This window comes from Pseudomonas reidholzensis (assembly GCF_900536025.1).
GTDB lineage: Bacteria > Pseudomonadota > Gammaproteobacteria > Pseudomonadales > Pseudomonadaceae > Aquipseudomonas > Aquipseudomonas reidholzensis.
The window spans coordinates 152,280-176,843 of the sequence record NZ_UNOZ01000017.1 but is presented as its reverse complement, the minus strand read 5'-3'; the positions used below and the strand labels follow the sequence as shown (position 1 = coordinate 176,843).

At 65.6% G+C, this 24,564-nt stretch carries 24 protein-coding genes; 5 read left to right on the top strand and 19 right to left on the bottom strand.

Translation table 11 applies throughout. The annotated features are described in order from the left end of the window. Positions 1-3: 3 nt before the first annotated feature. From CCOS865_RS13120 to CCOS865_RS13050, 15 genes are all read right to left on the bottom strand, one after another. Positions 4-954, bottom strand: a complete 951-nt coding sequence (locus CCOS865_RS13120) for an ABC transporter permease (protein ID WP_119141419.1) — start codon at positions 952-954, stop codon at positions 4-6. Then, positions 951-2,579 carry an ABC transporter substrate-binding protein gene (locus CCOS865_RS13115; RefSeq protein WP_208644527.1) on the bottom strand — a complete coding sequence of 543 codons (1,629 nt, stop codon included), beginning with the start codon at positions 2,577-2,579 and terminating at the stop codon, positions 951-953. Before CCOS865_RS13115 ends, CCOS865_RS13120 begins: the two co-directional genes overlap by 4 nt. A gap of 162 nt (positions 2,580-2,741) precedes the next feature. Beyond that, positions 2,742-3,536, bottom strand: a complete 795-nt coding sequence (locus CCOS865_RS13110; protein WP_119141415.1) for a class II aldolase/adducin family protein — start codon at positions 3,534-3,536, stop codon at positions 2,742-2,744. Positions 3,537-3,562: 26 nt separating this feature from the next. Next, complete coding sequence (locus CCOS865_RS13105; protein ID WP_119141413.1) at positions 3,563-4,507, bottom strand: D-isomer specific 2-hydroxyacid dehydrogenase family protein; 945 nt, start codon at positions 4,505-4,507, stop codon at positions 3,563-3,565. Then, on the bottom strand, positions 4,504-5,640 hold the full coding sequence (locus tag CCOS865_RS13100; RefSeq protein ID WP_119141411.1) for an acyl-CoA dehydrogenase family protein: 1,137 nt from the start codon (positions 5,638-5,640) through the stop codon (positions 4,504-4,506). Before CCOS865_RS13100 ends, CCOS865_RS13105 begins: the two co-directional genes overlap by 4 nt. Before the next feature lie 237 nt (positions 5,641-5,877). Then, positions 5,878-6,768 (bottom strand): LysR family transcriptional regulator, encoded by an 891-nt coding sequence (locus CCOS865_RS13095; RefSeq protein ID WP_119141410.1) that lies wholly within the window; start codon positions 6,766-6,768, stop codon positions 5,878-5,880. Between the two features lie 119 nt (positions 6,769-6,887). Beyond that, entirely contained in the window at positions 6,888-7,451 is a 564-nt protein-coding gene (locus CCOS865_RS13090) for an NUDIX hydrolase (protein WP_119141408.1), read from the bottom strand. Between the two features lie 2 nt (positions 7,452-7,453). Then, positions 7,454-8,206, bottom strand: a complete 753-nt coding sequence (locus CCOS865_RS13085; protein ID WP_119141406.1) for a GntR family transcriptional regulator — start codon at positions 8,204-8,206, stop codon at positions 7,454-7,456. Between the two features lie 91 nt (positions 8,207-8,297). After that, the gene (locus CCOS865_RS13080; RefSeq protein ID WP_119141404.1) at positions 8,298-8,687 is read right to left on the bottom strand and encodes a carboxymuconolactone decarboxylase family protein; all 390 of its coding nucleotides are present in this window, start codon (positions 8,685-8,687) and stop codon (positions 8,298-8,300) included. Between the two features lie 70 nt (positions 8,688-8,757). Further along, positions 8,758-9,243, bottom strand: a complete 486-nt coding sequence (locus tag CCOS865_RS13075; RefSeq protein ID WP_119141402.1) for a flavin reductase family protein — start codon at positions 9,241-9,243, stop codon at positions 8,758-8,760. A gap of 14 nt (positions 9,244-9,257) precedes the next feature. Continuing rightward, positions 9,258-10,739 (bottom strand): aldehyde dehydrogenase, encoded by a 1,482-nt coding sequence (locus CCOS865_RS13070; RefSeq protein WP_119141400.1) that lies wholly within the window; start codon positions 10,737-10,739, stop codon positions 9,258-9,260. Further along, positions 10,736-11,569 (bottom strand): alpha/beta fold hydrolase, encoded by an 834-nt coding sequence (locus CCOS865_RS13065; protein ID WP_119141398.1) that lies wholly within the window; start codon positions 11,567-11,569, stop codon positions 10,736-10,738. Before CCOS865_RS13065 ends, CCOS865_RS13070 begins: the two co-directional genes overlap by 4 nt. 65 nt (positions 11,570-11,634) lie before the next feature. Beyond that, positions 11,635-12,225, bottom strand: coding sequence for an amino acid synthesis family protein (locus CCOS865_RS13060; RefSeq protein ID WP_119141396.1), 591 nt, complete (start codon positions 12,223-12,225; stop codon positions 11,635-11,637). Positions 12,226-12,531: 306 nt separating this feature from the next. Next, the gene (locus CCOS865_RS13055; protein ID WP_119141394.1) at positions 12,532-13,575 is read right to left on the bottom strand and encodes an LLM class flavin-dependent oxidoreductase; all 1,044 of its coding nucleotides are present in this window, start codon (positions 13,573-13,575) and stop codon (positions 12,532-12,534) included. Between the two features lie 95 nt (positions 13,576-13,670). Next, entirely contained in the window at positions 13,671-14,156 is a 486-nt protein-coding gene (locus CCOS865_RS13050; protein ID WP_119141391.1) for a flavin reductase family protein, read from the bottom strand. A gap of 318 nt (positions 14,157-14,474) precedes the next feature. Between CCOS865_RS13050 and CCOS865_RS13045 the strand changes: the two genes are divergently transcribed. After that, the gene (locus tag CCOS865_RS13045) at positions 14,475-15,878 is read left to right on the top strand and encodes a purine-cytosine permease family protein (RefSeq protein ID WP_119141389.1); all 1,404 of its coding nucleotides are present in this window, start codon (positions 14,475-14,477) and stop codon (positions 15,876-15,878) included. Positions 15,879-16,031: 153 nt separating this feature from the next. Here CCOS865_RS13045 and CCOS865_RS13040 read toward each other — a convergent pair whose 3' ends face one another. Next, positions 16,032-17,657 (bottom strand): methyl-accepting chemotaxis protein, encoded by a 1,626-nt coding sequence (locus CCOS865_RS13040; RefSeq protein WP_119141387.1) that lies wholly within the window; start codon positions 17,655-17,657, stop codon positions 16,032-16,034. A gap of 236 nt (positions 17,658-17,893) precedes the next feature. Beyond that, positions 17,894-19,096: an NAD(P)/FAD-dependent oxidoreductase gene (locus tag CCOS865_RS13035; protein WP_119141385.1), complete on the bottom strand. Its 1,203-nt coding sequence runs from the start codon at positions 19,094-19,096 to the stop codon at positions 17,894-17,896. Between the two features lie 271 nt (positions 19,097-19,367). Between CCOS865_RS13035 and CCOS865_RS13030 the strand changes: the two genes are divergently transcribed. After that, entirely contained in the window at positions 19,368-19,910 is a 543-nt protein-coding gene (locus CCOS865_RS13030; protein WP_119141383.1) for an RrF2 family transcriptional regulator, read from the top strand. A gap of 77 nt (positions 19,911-19,987) precedes the next feature. On the opposite strand, the gene CCOS865_RS13025 is transcribed toward CCOS865_RS13030, so the two are convergent. Together CCOS865_RS13025 and argC are read right to left on the bottom strand one after the other, a co-directional pair. Next, positions 19,988-20,674, bottom strand: a complete 687-nt coding sequence (locus tag CCOS865_RS13025; RefSeq protein WP_119141381.1) for a GNAT family N-acetyltransferase — start codon at positions 20,672-20,674, stop codon at positions 19,988-19,990. An 80-nt stretch (positions 20,675-20,754) separates the two neighbouring features. Next, positions 20,755-21,696: an N-acetyl-gamma-glutamyl-phosphate reductase gene (gene argC, locus CCOS865_RS13020; protein ID WP_119141379.1), complete on the bottom strand. Its 942-nt coding sequence runs from the start codon at positions 21,694-21,696 to the stop codon at positions 20,755-20,757. A 105-nt stretch (positions 21,697-21,801) separates the two neighbouring features. On the opposite strand from argC, the gene CCOS865_RS13015 reads away from it, so the two are divergent. The 3 genes from CCOS865_RS13015 to CCOS865_RS13005 all read left to right on the top strand — a co-directional run bounded on the left by CCOS865_RS13015 (position 21,802) and on the right by CCOS865_RS13005 (position 24,500). After that, the gene (locus tag CCOS865_RS13015) at positions 21,802-22,683 is read left to right on the top strand and encodes a LysR family transcriptional regulator (RefSeq protein ID WP_119141377.1); all 882 of its coding nucleotides are present in this window, start codon (positions 21,802-21,804) and stop codon (positions 22,681-22,683) included. A 329-nt stretch (positions 22,684-23,012) separates the two neighbouring features. Further along, positions 23,013-23,525, top strand: coding sequence for a sigma-70 family RNA polymerase sigma factor (locus CCOS865_RS13010; RefSeq protein ID WP_119141375.1), 513 nt, complete (start codon positions 23,013-23,015; stop codon positions 23,523-23,525). Continuing rightward, positions 23,526-24,500, top strand: coding sequence for a FecR domain-containing protein (locus tag CCOS865_RS13005; RefSeq protein WP_119141373.1), 975 nt, complete (start codon positions 23,526-23,528; stop codon positions 24,498-24,500). Positions 24,501-24,564: the final 64 nt, after the last annotated feature.

Here is a 24,564-nt window from a genome sequence, read left to right as displayed (position 1 = left end):
GGCTTACGACACCTTTGGCGAGTGGGTGATGCGCGGGTCGAGGTACGGGTAGAGCAGGTCGACGATCAGGTTGACCAGCACGAAGGCCGCCGCCGACACCGCGACGATCGCCAGTACCACCGGGATGTCCTGGCGCAGAACGGCCTCCTGGGCCAGGCGACCGACGCCGTTGCGCGAGAAGATGGTCTCGACCAGCACCGCGCCAGACACCGTGTTGCCGACCTGCAGGCCGATCAGGGTGAGGATTGGCAGCGCCGCATTGCGCAGGCCGTGACGCGCCTGCACCTGCGCCCGGCTCAGGCCCTTGGCGAACGCGGTGACGATGTACGGCTCTTGCCAGACGCCCTGGAAGCCGCGCATCAGCACCTGCGCATACACCGCCGCACTGGGGATGGCGAGGGTCACGGCGGGCAGCACCAGGCTGTCGAAACCGCGGCTGCCGGTAGCCGGGAACCAGCCCAGGCCAAAGGCGAACACCTGGATCAGCAGCAGGCCCATCCAGAACACCGGCACCGAAAAGCCCAGCGAAGGCAGCCGGCTCAGGGCGACCTTCAGCGGCCGCCATTGCAGGTAGGCGGCCAGGTAGGCCAGGCCGACCCCGCCCACCAGCGACAGTACGATCGCCAGCCCGGCCAGCGACAAGGTCTGCGGCAGGCGCTCGGCGAGCAGCGCGCTGACCGGGCGGTTGAGCGACAGCGACTGGCCGAGGTCGCCGTGCAGGGCGCGCCAGAGCAGGTCGAAATACTGCTCGAAGAGGCCCTTGTCCAGGCCGTAGTAGGCCTTGGCCTGGGCCAGGTCTGCCGGCGACAGGCCATCGGCCTCCATCCCCGAGGCGCTGAGCATGATCGCCAGGGTATCCCCCGGCAGCAGGTAGAGGATGAAGTAGGTGATGGTGTAGGCGCCCCACAACACCAGCAGCGCCTGGCCGATGCGCCCGATCAGGTAGCGGCTCATGGCTGGCCGACCTCGATGTCACTGAGGAAGGCGAAGCCCTCGGCCGTCCAGCGGAAGTCCTTGACCCGTGTCGAGGTCGCCGCCTGCCAGACCCGCTCGTACAGCGGGAAGGCCGAGCCTTCGTCGATCAGCAGGTCCTGCAGCTGGCCGTAGGCCTGGGCGCGTTGGGCGTCCTGGGTGGCGGTGATGCCGTGGTCGAACAGCGCCTGGGCCTTGGCCAGCACCGGCGCCTCGTAGGTGTTGGTGGCGAGGGTGGCGCTGTTGGCTGCGCGCGGGTCGAGGATCGTCTGCAGGATGATCGGGTCGGCGCGGGTCATGTAGGTGGAGGTCAGGTCGTAGTTGCCCGACGAGTTACCGGCGACCCATTCGGCGCGGGTCAGCACGTTCAGCTTGAGGTCGATGCCGACCTTGCGCAGCTGGTCCTGGATCAGTACGTCGCCGGCGCTCTCGGCCGGGGTCAGGTTGTAGCTCAGGGTCAGGCGCTTGCCGTCCTTGTGGCGGTAGCCGTCGCCGCCCTTGCTCCAGCCGGCGGCGTCGAGCAGGCGTTCGGCGCCCTGTGGGTCATAGCTGAGCTTGTCGGCCTGGGCCTTGAAGTACGGCGTGGTGACGTCGTAGACGCCGCTGACCACCGGGAACTCGGCGTTGTACACGGTGTGCGCGTAGCTGGTGCGGTCGATGGCCTTCTGCAGGGCCAGGCGCACCTGGCGGTCGGCCAGCAGGCGCTCGCCACGGGTGTTGGGGTAGAGGTTGAGGGCCGGGCCGGGCAGCGAGCGGCTCTGAATAGTCGCGCCCTTGGACTGGAACAGCTTGAGGTCGACTTCGGAGAACGGGTTGCGTGGCCACAGCACGTCGGCCTTGCCCTGCAGGAACAGGCCGTTGCGCACGCTTTCTTCCGGGATGTAGCTGACCTCGACCGCGTCGAGGTGCGCCGCGCCCTGGTTTTTCACGTTGGCCGAGGCCCAGGCGTAGTCCGCGCGCTTGACCAGCCGGGCGCCGACTTCCGGGGTGTAGTGTTCGAGCACGAACGGCCCGGTGCCGATGATCTTGCCCAGCGAGCGCTCCTGCGCGCTGAGCTTGTAGGAGGCCGGCGCGAGGATCGCCAGGTTGGTGGTCGAGGTGGCCTGGAGGAAACCGGCGTTAGGGCGCGACAGCACCAGGCGCACGGTGAAGTCGTCGACCGCTTCGGCGTGGTCGTAGCCGGCCAGGTAGGTGGCGCCGAAGGTCGCCGGCAGCTGCTTGGCGAAGGCGTTGTTGCTGTCGAAGGCGGCCTTCACGGCGTGGGCGTCGAAGCGTTCGCCGTTGCTGAAGGTGACGTCGTTGCGCAGGTGGAAGGTGTAGCTCAGGGCGTCGTCGCTGACCTCCCAGCTTTTTGCCAGCCAGGGGATGATCTTGCCGCTGCTGGGGTCTTGATCGGTGAGTGATTCGGCGACGTTGCGCAGCAGTACGCGGTGCTCGAGCCAGTAGACCTGGAACGGGTCGATGCTGACCAGGGTGGTGTTGTCGCCCCAGAAGGCGATGTTCAGGGTCTTGGCGCTGGCGTCTTCGCTGGACGGCGAGCAGGCGCTGAGGCCGAGCGTCAGCGCGCAGGCGGCCAGCACGCCCTTGGCGAGGCGGTGTCGGGTCATGGGGGTATTCCTTGAATTCTCGAGAGGGCAGGGCATCAGGTTTTTTTGCTGTCAGTACCGGCCTCTTCGCGGGTAAACCCGCTCCCACAGGTTTCTGTGGGCACTGCAAAACCCTGTGGGAGCGGGTTTACCCGCGAAGAGGTCGGCCCTGACAACCAACAATCACTCCTGGTAATCACGCCCCTCGCGATCCAGCTGACGAATCAACGCATCCCAATGCCGCTGGATACCTTCCCCCAGCCCATCGGAAAACCGCTTGGACTGCTCATGCACCTTGGCGATCGCCGCCGGCGGGGCGTACAGCAGGTCGCCATTGCCGCCCGCCTGTGCCGCGATCTGGATGTTGCACGCGCGCTCCAGGCCATGCAGCTCACGGAACGCATGCTCGACGCTGACCCCACCGGTCAGCAGGCCATGATTGCGCAGGATCAGGATATTGCTTTCGCCCAGGTTGGCGACCAGCCGCTCCTGCTCTTCGAGGTCCAGCGCCACCCCCTCGTAGTTGTGGTACGCCACGCGGCTGTAATAGGCCAGGGCGTGCTGCGACAGCGGCAGCAAGCCGTCGCGCTGGGCCGACACCGCCGCGCCGTCGCGGGTGTGGGTGTGCAGCACCGCCTTGAGGTCGTGGCGGGCGCGGTGGATGGCGCTGTGGATGACGTAGCCGGCCTGGTTGATACCCAGCCCCAGCGGGTCATCGATGATGGTCCCGTCGACGTCGACCTTGACCAGGTTGGAGGCGGTGATCTCGTCGAACAGCAGGCCGAAGGCGTTGATCAGGAAATGCTCGTCCGGGCCTGGCACGCGTGCCGAGAAGTGCGTGTAGATGTGGTCGGTCCAGCGGAACAGCGCGGCCAGGCGGTAGGCGGCGGCGAGCTTGACGCGCACCTCCCACTCTTCGGCGCTGACCCGTTGGCGGACGGAGTGGGTGGCGGGGCTGACGACAGACAGTGAACTCATGGCAATCTCCGAAAAAGGGGGCAGGATCAGTAGCCGCGCTGGGCGTCGACCAGGTTGTGCAAAGGTTGTTGTTCGCGATAACGGCTGAAGTTTTCCAGGAAGCGCTCAAGGAACACCGGGTAGCCGTCCTCGGAGATCGCCGAGGTGTGCGGCGACAGGAAGACGCGTGGGTGGTGATACAGCGGGTGGCCCGCGGGCAGCGGTTCCGGCTCGGTGACGTCGAGGCTGGCGCGGCCGATCAGGCCACTGTCGAGCGCTTCGAGCAGGGCCTCCTGGTCGAGCAGGCCGCCACGCGCGATGTTGATCAGGTGCAGGCCGGGGCGGGCGCTGGCCAGCACCTTGCGGTCGACCAGGCCGCGGGTGGCGGCGGTCAGCGGCGCGGCGATGACCAGGTGATCAGAGCCGGCGAACAGCTGCTGCAGGTCTTCGGCGCGCTGCACGCCCGGCACCTCGGCGATCGGCTGGCCGGGCCGGCTCAGGGCCAGGACGTGCATGCCGAGGGCGCTGGCCTTGCGCGCCAGGCTCTGGCCGATGCTGCCAAAACCGAGGATGCCCAGCGTGCGGCCACGTAACTGCGCCAGCGGCGTCAGGCGCCAGTCGGCGTCCTTGACCCACAGCTCGGGCAGTTGCTTGGCGGCGGCGAACACCAGGGCCAGGGCGAACTCGGCCACTTGCTCGGCGTTGGCGCCCTTGCCGCTGGTCACTGGCGCGCCCTGGAACACCCAGTCGGGGTAGAAGTCGATGCCCGACGACACCAGCTGTACCCAGCGCAGCGACCACGGCCAGCCGGGTGGCGGGGTATCGACACGGTGACCGCGGACGTTGATCGGGCGCACGATGAACACGTCGGCGGGCACCTCGAGGGCCAGTTGGCCGGGCGCGATGTCGATCACTTCGTGGTCGACCAGTTGCTCGCGCAAGGCCTGGTTGACCTGTGGGTCGAGCTGGCTGGCGATGATGGAATGGCTCATGGTTGCACCTCTGCGAGCGCGGCGCGGCCGACCTGGCCGAGCACCACGTCGTCCTGTGGGGTATGGATACGGCTGCACAGCACGTCGCGGTAATGCCGCTCCAGTGGGTTGTGGCGTGACAGCCCGGGGTTGCCGGCGGCCTCGATGGCCAGCTCGACGGCCTTGATGGCATTGCTGCTGACCAGGTGCTTGAGCTGCCCGGCGTGGCGCGCATCGACCAGGCCGGCGACGGCCGAGTCGAGCAGGCTGCGGTTGGCGAACAGCAGGGTGTCGATGCGCCCGACCACGTCCTGGAAGCGCGGCAGGCTGGCCAGCGGCGCGCCGAGGTTGCTCGGCGTGCGCGTGTTGAGGAACTGCACCAGCCAGTCGCGGGCGGCCTGGGCCACACCGTCGTACAGCGCCGGCAGCAGCACCGACATCCACAGCAGGCCTTCGCCGTCGAGCTCCGGCCGCGGCGCGCTGGCCGGGCTGACGCTGACCGCGTGCTCGAGTGGGATCAGCACGTCGTCGAAGCGCACTTCGTGGCTGCAGGTGGCGCGCATGCCGAGGTGGTCCCAGTCGTCGACGATGCGGATGCCGGGGGTGTCCTTGTGCACCAGGAAGCCGCCCACCAGCGGGTCGCTGTCGTCGCTGCGGGCCCACACCAGGTACCAGGTCAGGCCATGGCTGCCGGTGGAGTAGATCTTGCGCCCGGACAACCGCCAGCCCTCGGCGGTGCGCCGTGCCAGGGTCGCCGGCAGGCCGCCGCGGGCGGGGGTGCCGAGCTCTGGTTCGACGCGGAATGCGTTGATCAGCGCACCGTTGTCGACGGCGTCGCGGGCCACTTGCAGGCGCAGCTGCTCAGGCCAGCGGTTCTGCTCTTGCAGGCGGAAGTGCTGCAGGTACTGCATCACCAGGATCAGTGCGGTGGAAGGGTCGCCCTTGCCGACGGCGGCGATCACCTGCCGCGCGGTGGCAAGGTCGGCACCGCCGCCACCCAGCGCGCGCGGCACGGTCAGGCCGAGCAGGCCGTACTGGTGCAGCAGGGTGAAGTTGTCGTGGGGGAACTGACCGCTGCGGTCATAGCGTTCGGCGTTGGCGGCCAGGGCTTGGCTAAGCTCGGCGAGGACGCGATCGGATGGCGGGTGACTCATGGGCATTCATCCCTGGAACACGGTAGATTTGTTAAGACCGTATTCGTATGGATGACCGGTGTAAAAGTCTTTTTGGTTATATGCTAATTATTTGTTTGTAGAATTAAAAAGTAAGATAGTTATGAGAAAAATTTATTTAATGTGTTGTCCTCTTCGCGGGTAAACCCGCTCCCACAGGGATCATCGCACTCTGTGGGAGCGGGTTTACCCGCGAAGAGGCCCTAAAGGCCGCGCAAATCAAGCTTTCAAGCGCGCCCCGGCGATTTCGCCAAACAGCTCCACCGGCTCCTGCAGGTTGCCCAGGTAGCGCGGGTGGAACAGCCACAGGTCGACCTGCGGCTTGAAGTCGCTGACGTTGACCACGTCCAGCTGGTCCTTGTGCCGGCTGGCCAGCAACAACGGTTCGGGCACCAGCCCCAGGCCCTGACCACTGGCCACCAGGCCCAGCTGGAGGTCGGTACCAAAGGTCTCCAGGTTGATCGACAGCGACAGCCCTTGCTCGCTCAAGGCCCGTTGCAGCCCCGCGCGGAAGCCGCAGCCATCGGGGTTGAGCACCCAGCCGCGGGTATAACAGTCCTTGAGCTTGTAGCTGCGCTTGCTGGCACTGCCCTTGGCCGCGACCACGCGCAGTGGCATGCGCCCGACGGACTGGCTGGCGATGCCCTCGGGGAAGATCTTGCCGGGTGGGAACAACGCCGCCGCGGCGTCCAGCTCGCCGTTCTCCATGCGCGCGATGAGGCTGCTGCCCCAGCCGCTGGTGACCTGGGTGCGCAGGTCGGGGTAGGTAGCGCGAATCTGCGCCAGGGCGTCCAGCAGGATCACGTCGCCGAGGGTCTGCGGCACGCCCAGGCGCAGCGTGCCGGACGGTGCGCCATCGTTGGCCACCAGTTCACGCAGGGCGTCGATTTCGCGCAGGATGGCCTTGCACTGGTCGTACACCCGCAAGCCCATCGGGGTCGGCTTGAGCGGTTTGGTATTGCGGTCGAGCAGGGTGGCGCCCAGGTCTTCCTCGAAGTTCTGCAGGCGCCGTGTGATGGCGGGCTGGGTCAGTTGCAGGGCTTCGGCGGCAAGGTTGGTCGACTGGCAACGGATGACCGCCACGAAGGCGTCCATGTCATCGATTTTCATATTCGGCGCTCACATATTGAGACGGGGGAACATACCTCCCAAGAATAATCCTCGATCGCCATCGCCACAACCGAGTTGCTCGATCGTGGTGCGCCAGGTGTGCGGATCCGCGTGCGCGGCTAGCGAATGAAGTGCACCTTGCCGGTGTCGTCGTTGCCCATGTAGATCCCGTAGACCCCGGCCTGGCGCTCGAGGATGTAACGCTCGAGGATCTGCCGGATCGCCGGGTAATAGATCTCATCCCAGGGGATGTCTTCAGGTTCGAAGAACTTGTAGGCAAGCGTTTCTGGCCCGAACTGGCCGGTCTCTTCGGTGGCGATGGCGCGGAAGACGATGTACACCTCGCTGATCCTGGCCACGCTGAAGATCGAATACGGCGAGACGATTTCGGCGTGGACGCCGGTTTCTTCCCAGACTTCGCGCAGGGCGGCCTGCTCGGTGGTCTCGCCGGCCTCCATGAAGCCTGCGGGCAGGGTCCAGGTGCCGGGGCGCGGCGGGATGGCGCGCTGGCACAGCAGGTACTTGCCGTCGCGCTCGATGATGCAGCCGGCGATGATCTTTGGGTTGATGTAGTGGATGTAGCCACAGCCTGTGCAATGCAGGCGTTCGTGGGTGTCACCGGTGGGAACGCCCCGGGCAAGCTCTGTGGTGCAGTGCGGGCAGTAGCGCGGGGCGTTGGGCATGGTCAGCGGCCTATGCGAGGGTCCTTCAGGGCCAGGGGCTCGACGATGTCGCGCACCTTGGTGTTGTCATCCTGCTTCTGGCGCAGGTACTCCAGGGCGACCTTGGCGGCGGCGCGCACGTGGTCGACCGAGGCCTGGTGAGCGACCAGCGGATCGCCGCCCTTGATCGCCGCGACGATCTTTTCCATTTCCTTGTTGCTGGCGCCGCGGCGGTTCTCCTGCGACACCGAGGTGGCACGCAGGTAGCTGATGCGCGCCTGCAACTGACGCAGCTGGGTGGCGGCGACCTGGTTGCCGGAGCCTTCCAGGAGCACGTCGTAGAAGCCTTGCACCGAGTCGATCACCTGCTGCAGCTCGCCTTCTTCGAGGGCCTCGCGGTTGACCTCGAGGGCACGCTCCAGGGCGCGGATGTCCTTGGCCTTGGCATTCAGGGTGAACAGCTGGACGATCAGCCCCTCGAGCACGCAGCGCAGCTCGTAAATGTCACGGGCATCTTCCAGAGTGATGATCGCCACGCGCGGGCCCTTGGCATCGGCAAACTCCACCAGGCCTTCAGATTCGAGGTGGCGCAGGGCTTCGCGGACCGAGGTACGGCTCACCCCGAGGCGGTCGCAGAGGTCACGCTCGACCAGGCGGTCGCCGGGCAGCAGGTGGAAGTTCATGATGGCGCTGCGCAGCTTGTCGAGCACGATTTCGCGCAGTGTTACGGGGTTGCGGTTGACCTTGAAGCTGTCGTCGAGTGGCTGGCGTTTCATCAGGTGCGCTCTTTATGAGGCTGTCTGCACCAATATCGCCGGGGCGCCACGAACCCGAGGCGCTCCTTGCAGTGGTTCGAACAGCCCGCTGTTAACGGGTTGACTCCGCATCGGCTTCGGCGAACGCTTCGCGGGCCAGGCGGAAACTGTCCACCGCCGCGGGTACGCCGCAATAAATGCCGACCTGGAGCAGGATCTCGCGAATCTGTTCACGGCTCAGGCCATTACGCAATGCGCCGCGAATGTGCAGCTTGAGCTCGTGGGGCCGGTTGAGCGCGGAAATCATGGCCAAGTTTATCATGCTGCGCTCTTTCAGCGATAAGCCATCGCGGCCCCAGACATGCCCCCAGCAGTATTCGGTGACCAGCTCCTGGAGCGGCTTGGTGAACTCGTCGGCATTCTGGATCGAGCGGTTGACGTAGTCCTCGCCGAGCACCTGGGTGCGGATCTCGAGGCCTTTCTGGTATTTCTCGTTGCTCATGTGCCGGTACTCCGCAATTAAAACAGGGGCCGCGAACAAGGGTGAGGTTCGCCGCGGCCCCCTAAAAGAGTCAGGCCAGTGGCGGCAGGGCGCCGAGCTTGCCTTTGTGATAGAGCATCGGCGTCACCGGCTCGGCCGGCAGCACCAGGTTCTTCACTGCGCCGACGATGATCGCGTGGTCGCCGCCGTCGTATTCGCGCCACAGCTCGCACTCGATGATCGCCGTGGCCTTGGGCAGCAGCGGGTTACCCAGCTCGCTCAGGTGCCAGTCGATGCCCTTGGCCTTGTCCTTGCCCTTGCCGGCGAAGGCGTAGGCCTCGGCGGTCTGCTCGGCAGACAGCAAGTGAATGGCGAACTGCTTGCTGTCACGCAGGATCGGGTAGGTGTCCGATGCATAGTTGGGGCAGAACAGCACCAGCGCCGGCTCGATCGACAGCGCGCTGAAGGCGCTGGCGGTGATGCCGACGATGCCGCCGTCGGCGTCCAGGGTGGTGACCACCGTGACCCCGGAGGGGAACGAGCCCATCACGTCTTTGTAGATGCCAGGTTCGATCATCTCGGCAGTACCTCTTAGCGCATCACGAAGGGGTCGGGCATCGGCGCGGTGGACAGGTTGATCCACACGGTCTTCAGCTCGGTATAGGCGAGCACCGAATCGATGCCGCTCTCACGGCCGTAGCCGCTGTTCTTGAAACCGCCGATCGGCGCCATGGCCGAGACTGCGCGGTAGGTGTTGACCCAGATGATCCCCGAGCGCACGTCACGGGCCAGGCGGTGGGCACGGCCGAGGTCGCGGGTCCAGATGCCGGCGGCCAGGCCGAACTGCGAGTCGTTGGCGATCGCCAGGGCCTCTTCTTCGGTCTTGAAGCGAATGACCGCGGCGACCGGGCCGAACACTTCTTCCTGCATGATCTTCATCGAGTTGCTGTCGCACTCGAACAGGGTCGGCTCGTAGAACCAGCCGTCACCCTCGACCTCGGCCCGCTTGCCACCCAGGCGCAGCTTGGCGCCTTCGGCGTTGGCAGCGGCCACCAGGCTTTCGACCACGGCCAGTTGCTGGGCGGTGGCCATCGGGCCCATTTCGCTCTGCTCGTCCTGCGGGTTGCCGATGCGGATGCGCTTGGCGCGCTCGATCAGGCGCTCGACGAACTCGTCGAAGATCTCGTCCTGCACCAGCAGCCGCGAGCCGGCCACGCAGCTCTGCCCGGAGGCGGCATAGATGCCGGCCACGGCGCCATTGATGGCGCTGTCCAGGTCAGCGTCGGCAAAGATGATGTTCGGCGATTTGCCGCCCAGCTCCAGCGACAGCTTGGCGAAGTTTTCGGCGCTGCTGCGGACCACGTGACGGGCGGTGGCGGCGCCGCCGGTAAAGGCGATCTTGCGGATCAGCGGATGGCGGGTGAGGGCCGCGCCGGTGCTTGGGCCGTAACCGGTGACGACGTTGACCACGCCCGGCGGGAAGCCGGCTTCGAGGGCCAGGCGGGCCAGCTCGAGGATGGTCGCCGAGGCGTGCTCGGACGGCTTGAGGACGATGGTGTTACCGGCGGCCAGTGCTGGTGCCAGCTTGATCGCGGTCAGGTACAGCGGGCTGTTCCAGGGGATGATCCCGGCGACCACGCCCATCGGCTCGTGCACGGTGTAGGCAAACAGGTCGGGCTTGTCCAGCGGCAGGGTGCCGCCTTCGAGCTTGTCGGCCAGGCCTGCGGTGTAATGGAAGAACTCCGGCAAATAGCCGACCTGGCCGCGGGTCTCGCGGATCAGCTTGCCGTTGTCGCGGCTCTCGAGCTGCGCCAGATGCTCTTTGTTCTCGGCGATCAGGTCGCCCAGGCGGCGCAGCAGCTTGCCCCGGGCGGTGGCGGTGAGGCCACGCCAGGCCTTGCCGTCGAACGCGCGCTGGGCCGACTGCACGGCCAGCTCGACGTCGGCTTCATCGGCGTCGGGCAGTTGCGCCCAGACCTGGGCGGTGGCCGGGTCGAGGCTGTCGAAGGTCTTGCCGCTCTGGGCATCCAGCCATTGGCCGTCGATGCACATCTGGAAACGAACGAGGGTCATGCAACTATCCCCTTGGCGGATTCGGTGAGGGTGCGGGCGTGGCTCAGGAAGTCCAGCAGCATCTTGTTGACTTCGCGCGGCGCTTCCACCGGCATCATATGCCGTTGTTCGGCGAGGACCACACTCTGCGCGCCGGGGATGCGTGCGGCGAGCTGGCGGGTCATGGCCGGGGTCGAGCCCTGGTCGAGTTCACCGGTGGCGATCAAGGTCGGCACCTGAATGCTGCCCAGGTCGCTTTCGCGGTACATGTCCTGGGTGGCGAACAACGAGTAGGTGGTGTGGTAGCCCTGCGGGTCGTTGCTGGCCAGGACCTGGCGAATGGCGGCGACCTGGGCCGGGTTGGCGGCCTTGTATTCGCGGCTGAACCAGCGGTCCAGCGCGGCGTCGACGTTGGCGTCCGGGCCTTGCTCAGCCGCCTGTGCGGCACGCGCGATCACCCCGGCGCTCTGCTCCGGGCTGCGGTTGAACACGCTGTTGAGCACCACCAGCGCGCTCAGCCGTTGCGGGTAGTTGAGGGCAAAGGCGCGGGCGACCAGGCCACCCATGGAGAAACCGATCACGGTCGCCTGGGGGATCTGCAGGTGGTCGAGCAGCTCGGCCAACTGGTCGGCGTAGCCTTCCAGCGGGGTGTCGGCGGCAGGCAGGTGGCTCTGGCCGTGGCCAAGCATGTCGTAGGCGATGACGCGGAAGTCATTGGCCAGGCCGACGATCTGCCCGCCCCACATTTCCTTGTTCAGGCCGACGCCGTGGATCAGCACCACCGGCTGGCCTTGGCCGGTGACCAGGTAGCTGGTGCCGGCGGGTGTGCGTTCAGCAACAGGCTGAATCATGGAGCGCGCTCCTTGAGCGTCAGGCGTGCGCAGGGCTGCGGCACGCCAGGCCCATCTATTAATTGTTATTGAGCTTTTTCGGCTGCCAGTTCTTCGAGGTCGATGTAGCGGTTGCCGATGCGCGGGTGCAGGCGGCCGCCGTCGGCCGCGCCGAGGACCACGACGATCTCGTCGGCACGTGGCGCGTCTTCGATCTGCATTTCCAGGGTGATGTAGTGCGAACGCAGGCCTTCGTCGTCCTTCTGCATCATCGGGATCTGGATCGAGGTGCCTGGGCCGCCGCGCTTGTTGGTGAAGCTCAGGTAGCTCTTGGCCTGGACCGCTTCGCGGTAGTGGTTGCCGAAGCGCAGGGTGTGGATCACCGCCGAGGCGTGCTCGATCTCACCGTCGGCACCGACCACGGCCGCTTTGCCATAGGCTTCGATCTTGTCGGCACCGCCGATGGCGGCGATCAGGCGCTCGACCATCAGTGCGCCCAGCTCGGAGCAGTTGGCGCGGATTTCCGGCTTGAGGTCGTCGACGAAACCGCGGCCAGCCCACGGGTTCTTGATCACCACGGCCAGGCCGACCATGGTCACCGGCTTGTCGGTGGCCTTGCCGCCTTCGATGCGGGTCTCTTCGGAGTAGGTGACGATCTTGCGGATTTCGAAACTCATGAGCGGCTCCTGGGGAGGGTTATCAGGTCTTGTTGTCTGATGGTATACCATAATATTTGTTGTGCAAGAGGCCGCTTGAAATTTATCGGCTGGGGGGGACGAAAGGTGTTTCGTCGGGGCTGGCCTCTTCGCGGGTAAACCCGCTCCCACAAGGACAGCGCAGCCTTCAGGAGCACCGCTAACCCTGTGGGAGCGGGTTTACCCGCGAAGAGAACAGCGCCGCTTTGCAGCCATGCAGGCAAAAAAATACCCGCTCCCGCGCAGGCAGGAGCGGGCTGATCCCGCAATGACTCAGGCAATGGGAATTCAGTTGAAGGCCGGCACCACTTCCTTGATGAACAGCTCGAGCGACTTCTTCTTCTCGGCGTGCGGCAGGCTGTTGTCGCACCAGAAGCTGAACTCGTCGACGCCCAGTTCCTGGTAGTACTTGATGCGCGCGATGATCTCGGCAGGGGTGCCGATCATGGTGTTCTTGCGGATGTTCTCAAGCGCGAAGGCCGGCACCTCGGCGAACTTCGACTCCGGGCTCGGCTCCAGGAAGCCATTGACCGGGACCTGCTTGTTGCCGAACCAGGCATCGAAGGTGCGGTAGAAGCGGGCAATGGCTTGCGCGCCGATCTTCCAGCCGTCCGGCTCGTCCGCGCTGTGCACGTGGGTGTGGCGCAGCACCATCAGTTGCGGGCGCGGCACGTCGGGGTTGTTGTCGAGGGCGGCCTGGAACTTGTTTCTCAGGTCCAGCACTTCCTCGTCGCCCTTCATCAACGGGGTGACCATGACGTTGCAGCCGTTTTTCACCGCGAAGTTGTGCGAGTCAGGGTCGCGGGCGGCGATCCACATCGGCGGCATGCCGTTTTGTACCGGCTTCGGCACGCTCGTCGACAACGGGAATTTGTACACTTCGCCTTCAAAGGCGTAGTCGCCTTTCCACAGCTCACGCACCACCGGGACCATTTCGCGCAGGGCCTTGCCACCGTCGGTGGCGGGCATGCCGTTGGCCATGCGGTCGAACTCGAACTGGTAGGCGCCGCGGGCCAGGCCGACTTCCATGCGGCCGTTGCTGATGACGTCGAGCAGGGCGCATTCGCCAGCCACCCGGATCGGGTTCCAGAACGGCGCAATGATGGTGCCGGCGCCCAGGCGGATCTTCTCGGTGCGCGCGGCGAGGTAGGCCAGCAGCGGCATCGGGCTCGGCGAGATGGTGTATTCCATGGCGTGGTGTTCGCCGATCCACACGGTGCTGAAACCGCCGTCTTCGGCCATCAGGGTCAGTTCGGTGAGGTCTTCGAACAGCTGGCGGTGGCTGACCTGTTCATCCCAACGTTCCATGTGCACGAACAACGAAAATTTCATGGGGCTTTCCTCGAAACTTGAAGGTCACGCCGGCCGCGGCAGGCGTCTGGTATCTCGACGGGTGCGCCCGGCACCCGTCAACAGAATAGGTGCGCTCAGGCGAAGGCGGGCAGGCTGGCCATCTTGCCGCGGCAGTAGATCATCGGCAGTGGCGCTTGCTCGGGGACGATCAGGTTCTGCACCTTGCCGACCATGATGGCGTGGTCGCCCCCTTCATACTCGCGCCACAGTTCGCATTCGATGATGGCGGTGGCGTTGGCCAGCAGCGGGTTGCCCAGCGCGCTCAAGGTCCACTCGATGCCGGCGGCCTTGTCCTTGCCTTTCTTGGCAAAGGCATAGGCTTCGGCTTGCTGGTCACCGGAGAGCAGGTGAATGGCGAAGCGCTTCTTGGCGATCAGCACGGGGTAGGAGTCGGAGCTGTAGTTGGGGCAGAACAGCACCAGCGGCGGGTCCATCGACAGCGAGGAGAAGGCGCTGGCGGTCAGCCCTACGATCTGGCCGTCATCGTCCAGGGTGGTGATGACGGTAACGCCGGACGGGAAGGAGCCCAGGACGTTCTTGTAGACGGTTGCGTCGATCATGAGGTGTTCCTCGGATGGGGCAGCGGTGATCCGCTTTTTTATCGTTGATGTGTCTGATGGTATACCGTAATACTCGATTTGCAAGCGGAATTTTACCGCCCTGAAAAATCACGATGAATGGCGCCAGGCCACAGGATTCGGGGCTTTGCTCTTAAGGGATGCCAGCCAGGGCGATTGCTGAACCGGATCAGTTACTGATTTTTCAAGCGGAGCAGTGTTGTCAAAAGTTTGGAATACCATAATATGGTCCGCAGCTGAGAGGCCGCCCAGAGCGGTTTCCTACAACGATAAAAAATGCCCCTTTCGAGCTGAAAACCTATGTCCCAATCGTCGTCGCAACACCAGTTTGTCGAGAATCATACGGTCGATTATGTTCCCCCTGCCGAGCGCCATGGGAAGGCGCGCGACCTGTTCACCCTGTGGTTCAGCACCAACATCGCACCATTGCCGATCGTCACCGGCGCCATGGTCATCCAGGTGTTCCACCTGAACCTGGTCTGGGGGCTGCTGGCCATCGTCATCGGTCACCTGCTCGGCGGTGTGGTGATTGCCTTGGCGTCTGCCCAGGGGCCGCAGCTGGGCATTCCGCAGATGGTCCAGAGCCGTGGCCAGTTTGGCCGCTACGGCGCCTTGCTGATCGTGTTCTTCACCGCGCTGATCTACGTCGGCTTCTTTATCTCCAACATCGTCCTGGCCGGCAAGTCGATCCACGGCATCGCCCCCAGCGTGCCGATGCCCACGGCGATCGTCATCGGTGCGTTGAGCGCCACCGCGATTGGCGTGATCGGCTATCGCTTCATCCATACCCTCAACCGCATCGGTACCTGGGTCATGGGGTCGGCGCTGCTGGCAGGCTTCATCATGATGTTCGTTCAGGACCTGCCGGCCGACTTCTACAGCCGTGGCAGCTTCAACCTGTCGGGCTTTATCGCCACGGTCTCGCTGGGCACCATCTGGCAGATCAGCTTCTCGCCGTACACCTCCGACTACTCGCGCTACCTGCCGCGTGAGGTGGGCATTGCCAAACCGTTCTGGGCCACCTATTTCGGCGCCACCCTGGGCACCATCCTGTGCTTCAGCTTTGGTGCCATTGCGGTGCTCTGCGTGCCGGAAGGGACTGATGCCATGGCGGCGGTCGAACAGGCCACGGGCTGGTTGGGGCCGATCCTGATGGTGCTGTTCTTGCTCAACATCATCAGCCACAACGCGCTCAACCTGTATGGCGCGGTGCTGTCGATCGTCACGGCGATCCAGACGTTCGTGGCGCAGTGGACGCCGAGCATCAAGGTGCGGGTGATCCTCGCCGCGGTGATCCTGGCGGGCTGTGGGATGGTTGCGCTGAATGCCTCGGCGGATTTCATCGGCCAGTTCATCGGGCTGATCCTGGCGCTGCTGCTGGTGCTGGTGCCGTGGGCCTCGATCAACCTGATCGACTTCTACCTGATCAAGAAGGGCGTGTATGACATCGCCTCGATCTTCCGCGCCGATGGCGGGATCTATGGGCGCTTCAACCACCACGCGATCATCGCCTATGCGTGCGGGATCCTGGTGCAGCTGCCGTTCGCCAACACGGCGCTGTATGTAGGGCCGTATTCGAACCTGGTGGAAGGGGCGGACCTGTCGTGGCTGTTCGGGCTGCTGGTGACCTGCCCGCTGTATTACTGCCTGGCGACGCGGGGCAAGACCGAGAAGGCTGGGCGCGCGGTCGGCGTAAACGACTGATTCGGTGTACTGGGGCTGCTTCGCAGCCCTTCGCGGCGGTCCGGCGTCCCGGCAAGCCCGCTCCTACAGGGACCTGCGCAATGCGGTCTATTGTGGGAGCGGCCTTGTGTCGCGAAAGGGCGGCGAAGCAGCCCCAGCTGTTTCACGGCAGAATCAAACCTTGAACTGCGCCACCATGCCGTTCAGGTCCACCGCAAGGCGCGACAGATCCTGCGCCGCCGCGCTGGTCTGGTTGGCCCCGGCCGAAGTCTGCATCGCCAGGTCGCGGATGTTCACCAGATTGCGGTCCACCTCCCGCGCCACCTGCGCCTGCTCTTCCGAGGCGCTGGCGATGACCAGGTTGCGCTGGTTGATCGAGGTGATCGCCTCGGCAATCACTTCCAGCGCCTGACCCGCCGACTGCGCCACTTCCAGCGTGCTGTTGGCCCGCCCACGGCTGCTGTGCATGGCACTCACCGCACGCTCGGTACCGTTCTGGATACCGGCGATCATCTGCTCGATTTCCGCCGTGGACTGTTGGGTGCGGTGGGCGAGGGCGCGCACCTCGTCGGCGACCACGGCAAAGCCGCGCCCGGCTTCACCGGCACGCGCGGCTTCGATCGCTGCGTTGAGCGCGAGCAGGTTGGTCTGCCCGGCAATCGAACCGATCACATCGAGCACCCGGCTGATCTCGTTGGCACTGGTGGCCAGCTGTTCCATTTCGGCCGAGGTGCCGCTGACGTCGTCGACCAGGTGCTGGATCGAGGTCAACGCCTGGTTGACCTGGTCACGGCCATCGCGGGTGGTGCGGTCGGCGCCCTTGGACGCATCGGCGGTGCTCACCGCGTTGTTGGCCACTTCCTCGACGGCCGCAGTCATCTGGTTGACCGCGGTGGCTGCCTGGTCGATCTCGGCGCTCTGCTGGTGCAGGCCACGGCTGGTGTCTTCGGTGACGGTGTGCAGTTCTTCCGAGGCCGAGGCCAGTTGGTCGGACGACGCGGCGATCTTGCGCAGGGTGTCGCGCAGGCTCTCCTGCATACGGCTCAGGGCGCGCAGCAACAAGGCCGGCTCGTCGCGGCCGTCTACTCGGATCTCGCGGGTGAGGTCGCCGGTGGCCACGCGCTCGGCAACCGCCACGGCGTCGGCCAGCGGCACGACGATGCTGCGGGTGAGCAGCAGGGCGATGGTGACCAGCGCGATCATGATCACCAGCAGCGAGGTCACGATGACCGTGAACGCTTCATCGGCGACGTCACTGCTGCGCTGGGACGCGCGTTCGGCGCCGGTGCCGTTGTAGCTGATCAGTGCGCCCATGGCTTTCATCATGGCGTCGGCCTGTGCGGTCAGCGGGCCGCTGATCTGCGCCTTGGCTGCGCTGAGGTCGCCGTTCAAGAGATTGGCCAGGACCTGTTTCTGCAAGCCCACGTATTGCTCGTGCGCGGCGGTGAAGGCGTTGAACAGGGCGCGGTCGTCCGCGGCAATGATCGTGTCCTGGTAGTCCTTGAGGCTGGTGTGCAGCTGCTGGTTGATGCCGTCGAGCAGGGCCACGTTGCGTTGGCGCTCTGCAGGGTCATCGTCCAGGGCGGTGCGCAGGGTGACTGCGCGGGCGCGGCCGAGGTTGCTGCTGATATCGTTCAGCGCGATCACGGCGGGCATCCAGGTGACGCGGATCTCGTCGGTGGCGCTGTCCATCTGGCGGGTTTCGTACAGCGAGAGTAGGCCCATGACCAGGACGAGGGCGCCCAGCAGCGTGAACACGCTGGCTGCCCGTTTGCCGATCTTCATATTCCGGAACTGCATTGGAATGCTCCTTGACGGTGGCGTGCAGGCGTCAAGAGCTCGATCGGCGGAGCCGGGTCACCGGGGGGGCGCCGGGCTCTCGATGCACTGCGAAATGTGTGGTTGATCCTCACCCTTCATGAATCGTTTTTTCTTAGATGATGCCATAGTGCCATTATTATTGACCAGTCATTCAATGTAACGACAAGTAGCAACAAGTCCGTCATTTTTTGACGGACTTGTCAGGTTATTCGCGGTCAGACGATGGTAATCGCGGGGTCTGCGGCTGCCAGCGCAGTGGCCCGATCAGCCGCCGGCGGGTAAATCCACACCGAGTTGATCTGGCGTTTCAGGTCCTTGCCTTCCTGGCCCTGCAGCTTGAGTTCGCGCTGCCAGCCTTCGCTGAAGGCCGCGCCCCAGCCGCCGAGGTCGAGGCAGGTGACGTACTTGGGCTGGCGGTAGACCACCGGCGTCAGGGCCAGCAGGTCGGCGGCGGCGTTGTTGCCCGAGTGGCGGCCCATGGGGATCGCGTGCTGGCAGGTCATCAGGGCGTGGTTGCCGAGTTCGTCGACCGCAGCCCAGGCGACATCGCCGGTGGCATAGATGTGCGGCTGGCCGATCACCTTGAGGTGGTCGTCGACGCGCAGCCGGCCAAAGCCATCACGTTCGCCGGGGACGTGCGCGGTCAGTGGGCTGGCCTTGACGCCGACGGTCCAGATCACGGTCTTGCTGGCGATGTATTCGCCGTTGTCCAGGGTCACGCCGCCGGCATCGACGGCCACCACTGCGCTGGCCGGCAGCCATTCGACGCCGGCCTGCTCACAGGCGGCGACGATCGACGGGGTGATGCCGGCGCCGAGCGCTGCGCCAATCTTCGCCCCGCGGTCGACCACGACCACGCGCACCGCAGTGGCGGCGCCGAGGATGGCCTGCAGGCGTGCCGGCATTTCGGTTGCGGTTTCGATCCCGGTGAAGCCGCCACCGCAGACCACCACAGTGTTGCGCGCAGGTGAGGCGGGCAGGGCCGCGAGGCCGTTCAGGTGCTGCTCGAGGCGTACCGCCGACTCCATCTGGTCGACATCGAAGGTGTGCTCGGCCAGGCCGGCGATCGCCGGGCGGGCGACCTGGCTGCCGGCCGCGAGGACTAGGCGGTCGTAGCTGATCTGGCGCTGTTGGCCCTGGCTGTCACGGTAGCCGACCTGGCGTGCCTCGGCGTCGATGCTGTCGGCGTGGCCCTGGATGAACTTCACCCCCACCGATTCGAACAGGGCCGCCAGTGGGGCCTGCATGGCGTGCACGTCGGCTTCGTAGAAACGGGGGCGGATACGCAGTTCGGCCTGAGGGGCCAGCACACTGATGCTGAGGTCGCCGCGCTGTGCCTGGTCAAGCAGGCGGGCAGCACTGAGGGCACTCCAGACGCCAGCAAAACCGGCACCGATGATCAGGATGTTGGTGTTCATGAGGGAGCTCCGTAGCGGGACGAGAAAGAGGCTTCGGTGGCGTTCTGTGCCCGCCGAATAACTACGACTGTATTGATCGTAGTTAACGGCGGCAAGCATTTTTTTCCGCTGCCCTCGCTGTGAACCCGTGGCGATTCCTCTGAAATGACCGGATTTATGGGCTTTGTCAGGATCAGCGCGCGCGCCGAAAGGCGACGTATGGCATCGGTGGGTTTTGCTTTGGGGGGTATTTGCAGCGTATTATTTGCGACAAAGTTAGTCGGAGATTGACATGTCGCTTTACAGTGCCGGCGTTGAGTACGGCATCCACTGCCTGCTGTTTCTGCTCGATGAACGTGGCGACAGCCGCGAATCCAGCGTGCGCGACCTGGCCGAACTGCAGGGCGTGCCGCAGGAATACCTGGCCAAGGTCTTCACCAAGCTGGCCAGGGCCGGCCTGGTGGCGGCGACCGAAGGCGTGCGGGGCGGATTTCGCCTGGCGCGGCCGTCGGACGAGATCACCGTGCTGGACATCGTCACGGCGATCGACGGGCCGAAGAAGATTTTTGATTGCCGCGAGATCCGCGAGCGCTGCGCGGTGTTCGAGGGCTCGCCGCCGGGCTGGGCGACCGAAGGGACCTGTGCGATCCATGCGGTGATGATGGGTGCGCAGAAGCGCATGGAAGAGGCGCTGGCACAGCAGACCATCCTCGACCTTGCGCGGCGCTTTGGGCGCAAGGCTCCCGCCGAGTTTGGCCAGCAGGTCAATGACTGGATGGGCGAGCGGCGGGAGGGCAAGGGCAGCGCGGGGGACATCCCGCTGACCCAGGTCTGAGGCTTTAGGCCGGGCCGGCCTCTTCGCGGGTCAACCCGCTCCCACAGGGTTATGCGTTGCCCCTCAAGGGCTCGGCCTCAGTGCACGGTCTTGCGCTGCTTCACGCAGGCCTGGGCCTGCAGCCCCAACTGGTCCAGGCGCTCATCGCGCAAGCGCTCCGCCTCGACCATCGCTTCTTCACCCTGCTGCTTGAGCAGGTACGCGTGGATCTGGCGGACCTCCAGGGTCTGGTAAATCGGTGCGATATCCAGCCTGCCGACCAACGCCCCGCTGGCCTGCCCGGTACTGCTCATCAGCACCTGCGGGCCACGGGCGGCGACCACTTGCATGCCCATCTCCTCGAACCACGGCACCACCGCGGCAAAGGCGTTGAGCTCGACGCTCGGGTAACGCGCCTGCAGATCCGCCAGCAGGCCGCGGCCGATGCCCTGGCGACGGTGGCTGGCGAGCACGGCCATGAACGCCAGCACGCAGGCCTGCGGGTTGTCCTGGGCCGGCAAGGCGATGGCGAAACCGAGCAACTGGTCCGGCGCTTCGGCGTCGAGCGCGAGCAACAGCTCCACGGCCAGGCCACGGCTGCCGTCCAGCGCTTGCAGGTACTGGTGCACCTCCAGGCCGACGCCGTATTGATACAGCGGGTACAGCGGGTTGTCGGCACTGATGGCCACGCTGCTCAGTTCGCCGACATGGTCGATCACCAACTGGCGGATCTGGTTCTGGAAGGATTCGGGCGGCACGCTGTCGAGGCGGCGGAGGATGTACATCGCTGGCAAAGCTCCGGCTGGGCAGAAACACCCCGCGCCGGGTGTAGCGCGGGGTGGACAGTCTACCCGGTTTTGCCGGATCAGCCTCGTGCGGCGAGCGCCGCGAGCATCAGGTCGAGGTTTTGTACGGCCGCGCCCGAGGCGCCCTTGCCGAGGTTATCGAACACGGCGGTGAGCACTACCTGGCCATGTTCGGGGTTGGCGAACAGGGCCAGGCGCAGGTCATTGCTGTCGTTCAGCACTTCTGGGTCGAGCGGGGCTGCCGGCCCGCCTCGATGCAGCGGCATCAGTTGCACATGGCGGGCGCCCTGGTAGTGCTGCTCGAGGCACGCCTGCAGGTGCTCGGCGCTCACCCCGGCGGGCAGCAGGCGCAGTTGCAGCGGGATGGTCAACACGATGCCCTGGCGGTAGGCGCCATAGCCTGGCAGGAATACCGGCCGCGCGCTGAGGCCGGCATGCTGCTGGATCTCCGGCACATGCTTGTGGGCCAGCTCCAGGCCATACAGTTGCAGGGTCGGCAAGCTGCCCTCGTGCGGCTGCTCATGGCGCTCGACCGCCGCGCGGCCACCCCCGGAATACCCCGAGATGGCGTGCACACTGAGCGGGTAGTCCGCCGGCAGCAGCCCGGCCTGGATCAACGGCCGCAGCAGGGCGATGGCGCCGGTCGGGTAGCAGCCGGGGTTGCTCACCCGCTTGGCCTGGGCGATGCGCTCGGGTTGCTGGGCGTCCAGCTCGGGCAGGCCATACACCCAGCCCGGCGTGGTGCGGTGCGCGGAGCTGGCGTCGATCACCCGTACCGCCGGGTTACTGATCGCCGCCACGGCCTCGATGGCGGCGGCGTCGGGCAGGCACAGCAGGGCGATGTCGGCGCTGTTGATCGCCTCGGCGCGGCGCTCTGGGTGCTTGCGGTCGGCTTTGGGCAAGGTCAGCAGGCGCAGGTCGTCGCGCCCGTGCAGGCGGGCGTGGATCTGCAGGCCGGTGGTGCCTTGGTCGCCATCGATGAAAACAACAGGGGTATGCATGGTCGGGGTCCACGTGAAGGGCTGATGACCTATGCTCGCGCGTCGCTGGACGAAAGAAAATTTGAATATCATGATGCTGGTCTTCATAAAAACTGAACGACAGCCATGCGTGAAATCAGCCTCGACCGCCTGCGTACTCTCGTAGTGATCGCCGACCTCGGCTCGTTTGCCGAAGCCGCCCGACAGCTCAACCTGGCCCCGCCGACCATCAGCCTGCATGTCGCCGAGCTGGAGGCCCGGGTTGGCGCGGCATTGCTCACCCGCACCCGCGGCCAGGTGCGCCCGACGGCCCTGGGCGAGACCTTGCTGGCGCGGGCCCGGCGCTTGCTGGCGGATGCCGACCTGGCCCTGGACGAAGTGCGCCGCCAGGTCGAAGGCCTGACGGGCCGGGTGCGCCTGGGCGCCTCGACCGGGGCGATTGCCCATCTGTTGCCGCAGGCACTGCAGGTGTTGCGGGTCGAGCACCCGGGCATCGACGTGCAGGTCCAGGTGCTGACCTCGCAGGCCTCACTGGCGCGCCTGCGCGACGGCAGCCTGGACATCGGCCTGGTGGCGTTGCCGCAGGTGGCAGGCAAGGGCGTGCGCATCACGCCCTGGCGGCGCGACCCGATCATGGCCTATGTGCCCAGCGACTGGCGCCCGCCCGCGCGGGTCAGCCCGGCGTGGTTGGCGCAGCGCGCGTTGATCCTGAATGACAGCGGTACCCAGTTGTCGCGGGTGACCTCGGAGTGGTTTGCCGCGGCGGGCTTGTATCCCCAGGCGCGGATCGAGCTGAACTTCAACGATGCGATCAAGAGCCTGGTGGCGGCGGGCTATGGCGCGACCTTGCTGCCGCAGGAGGGCGAAGCGGTCGAACTGGACCCGCGCGTGGCCCGGCGACCGCTGCGGCCGGGGTTGTGGCGGCAGTTGGGGATCGCTTGCCGCGAGGGCGAGGTGGAGCTGGGGGTTGGCTATGTGCTCGAGGCGTTGGAGCGTTTGCGCCAGTGAATCAGCCTTTCAAAGTGTTCAGAAATTACGTGTGTCTTGAGCTCGCCGGGGCCGCTGCGCGCCCCTTTCGCGACACAAGGCCGCTCCCACATGGACGCCGCCATCCTGTGGGAGCGGCCTTGCGTCGCGAAAGGGCTGCGTAGCGGCCCCGGCGAGCTCAAGCCAAAGACAAGTTCAGAAAGCATGCAAAGACCTTGGAGGGGCTGGCCTAGTGAACGCCTGGCTTGAGGAAGTTGCTGGCCCACCCAACGCTGTCGCGGGATTGAATTTGCCCGCAGCTTTACCTTAAGCTTGAAAATAATTCTCAATTACAAAAAACGAATCGCCCCATGAGCGAAGCCCTGCCTCCTTCCGATAGCCGCCTGGACAACGTCGCAGCGCTTTACAGCGGCCATCAGGGCTGGCTGTACGCCCGGCTGTACCGCAAACTGGGCAACGCCCTGGACGCGGCCGACCTGGTCCAGGACACGTTCGCGCGCATCCTCGCCTCCAAGGTCGCCGTGTTCAACGAGCCGCGCGCCTACCTCAATTGCGTGGCGGGCGGCATCCTCGCCAACTGGTGCCAGCGCAAGTCGCTGGAGCGTGCCTACCTGAGCGCCTTGCAACAGGCCCCGTTGGCCGAGGCGCCGTCGCCGGAGACGCGCTACCTGATCCTGGAAACCCTGCATGAGATCGACGCGCTGCTCGACAGCCTGCCGCCGTTGGTCCGTCGCGCATTTCTACTGTCGCAACTGACCGGGATGAAGTACGAAGCCATTGCCGAGCAGCTCGACGTGTCGCTGATCACCGTCAAGCGCTACATGAAACAGGCGTTCCTGCAGTGCCTGAAGTGGGTTGAATAGATGGCAGCCAATCGCCCCGGCGACATTGCGCCACAGGCTCTCGAAGAGGCCGCCGAGTGGCTGATGAACATGAGCGCCGGCGAGGTAAGCCAGGCGCAGCAGGCGGCTTGGCTGAGCTGGCGCAACAGCAGCGTCGAGCACGAGCGGGCCTGGCAGCGTGCCGAGCTGCTGATGGGCAAGCTCGCCGGCTTGCCGCCGACGCTGTCGATGTCTGCCCTGGATCGCCCGGCCGAGCCTGGCCGACGTGCGCTGATCAGCCGCCTGGCGCTGTTGCTGGCCCTCGGCCCGGCCAGTTGGGCGGGCTGGCACCTGACCGAGCGGCAAGGCTGGGCGGCGGACTACCGTTCGGCGATTGGCGAGTGCCGCGAGCTGGTCCTGGCGGACGGCACGCAGGTGTTTCTCAACACCGACTCGGCCATCGACGTGCGCTTCGACGCCAACCAGCGCTTTATCCACCTGCTGCGCGGGGAGATCCTGGTGCAGACCGCCGTCGATACTCAGCTACCGTCGCGACCGCTGCGGGTCGGCACCGGTGAAGGGCGGCTGCAGGCGCTGGGCACGCGCTTCGTCGTCCGTGAAGTGGCCGGGCGCACCTACCTGGCAGTGCTCGAAGGCGCTGTGCGGGTAGAGCCCGCCAATGCGCGGCAGGCCGAGCCGCAGGTGGTCAGGGCCGGTGAGCGCACCGACTTCGACGCCCACACACTTGGTGCGCTGCGGCCTGTAGATGGCAGCGTCAGCGCCTGGACCCAAGGCATGCTGCTGGCGGACAAGATGCGCTTGCAGGCGCTTGTCAGCGAACTGGCGCGCTACCGCCGCGGCTTCATCCGATGTGACCCGCAGATTGCCGATCTGCCTGTGTCGGGGGCGTTCCCGGTCAGTGACTGGCGGCGCACCGTGAACATGCTGGTGGCGACCTATCCCGTTGCGGTGACGGAGCACATGGAGGGCTACTGGACCCTGCTGTCCGCCCGTTGAGCCCTGGCCTGCAAAAATAATCGTCGCGTCCTGATACTTTTTTCGGTTTCGGCTGGCAACAAGA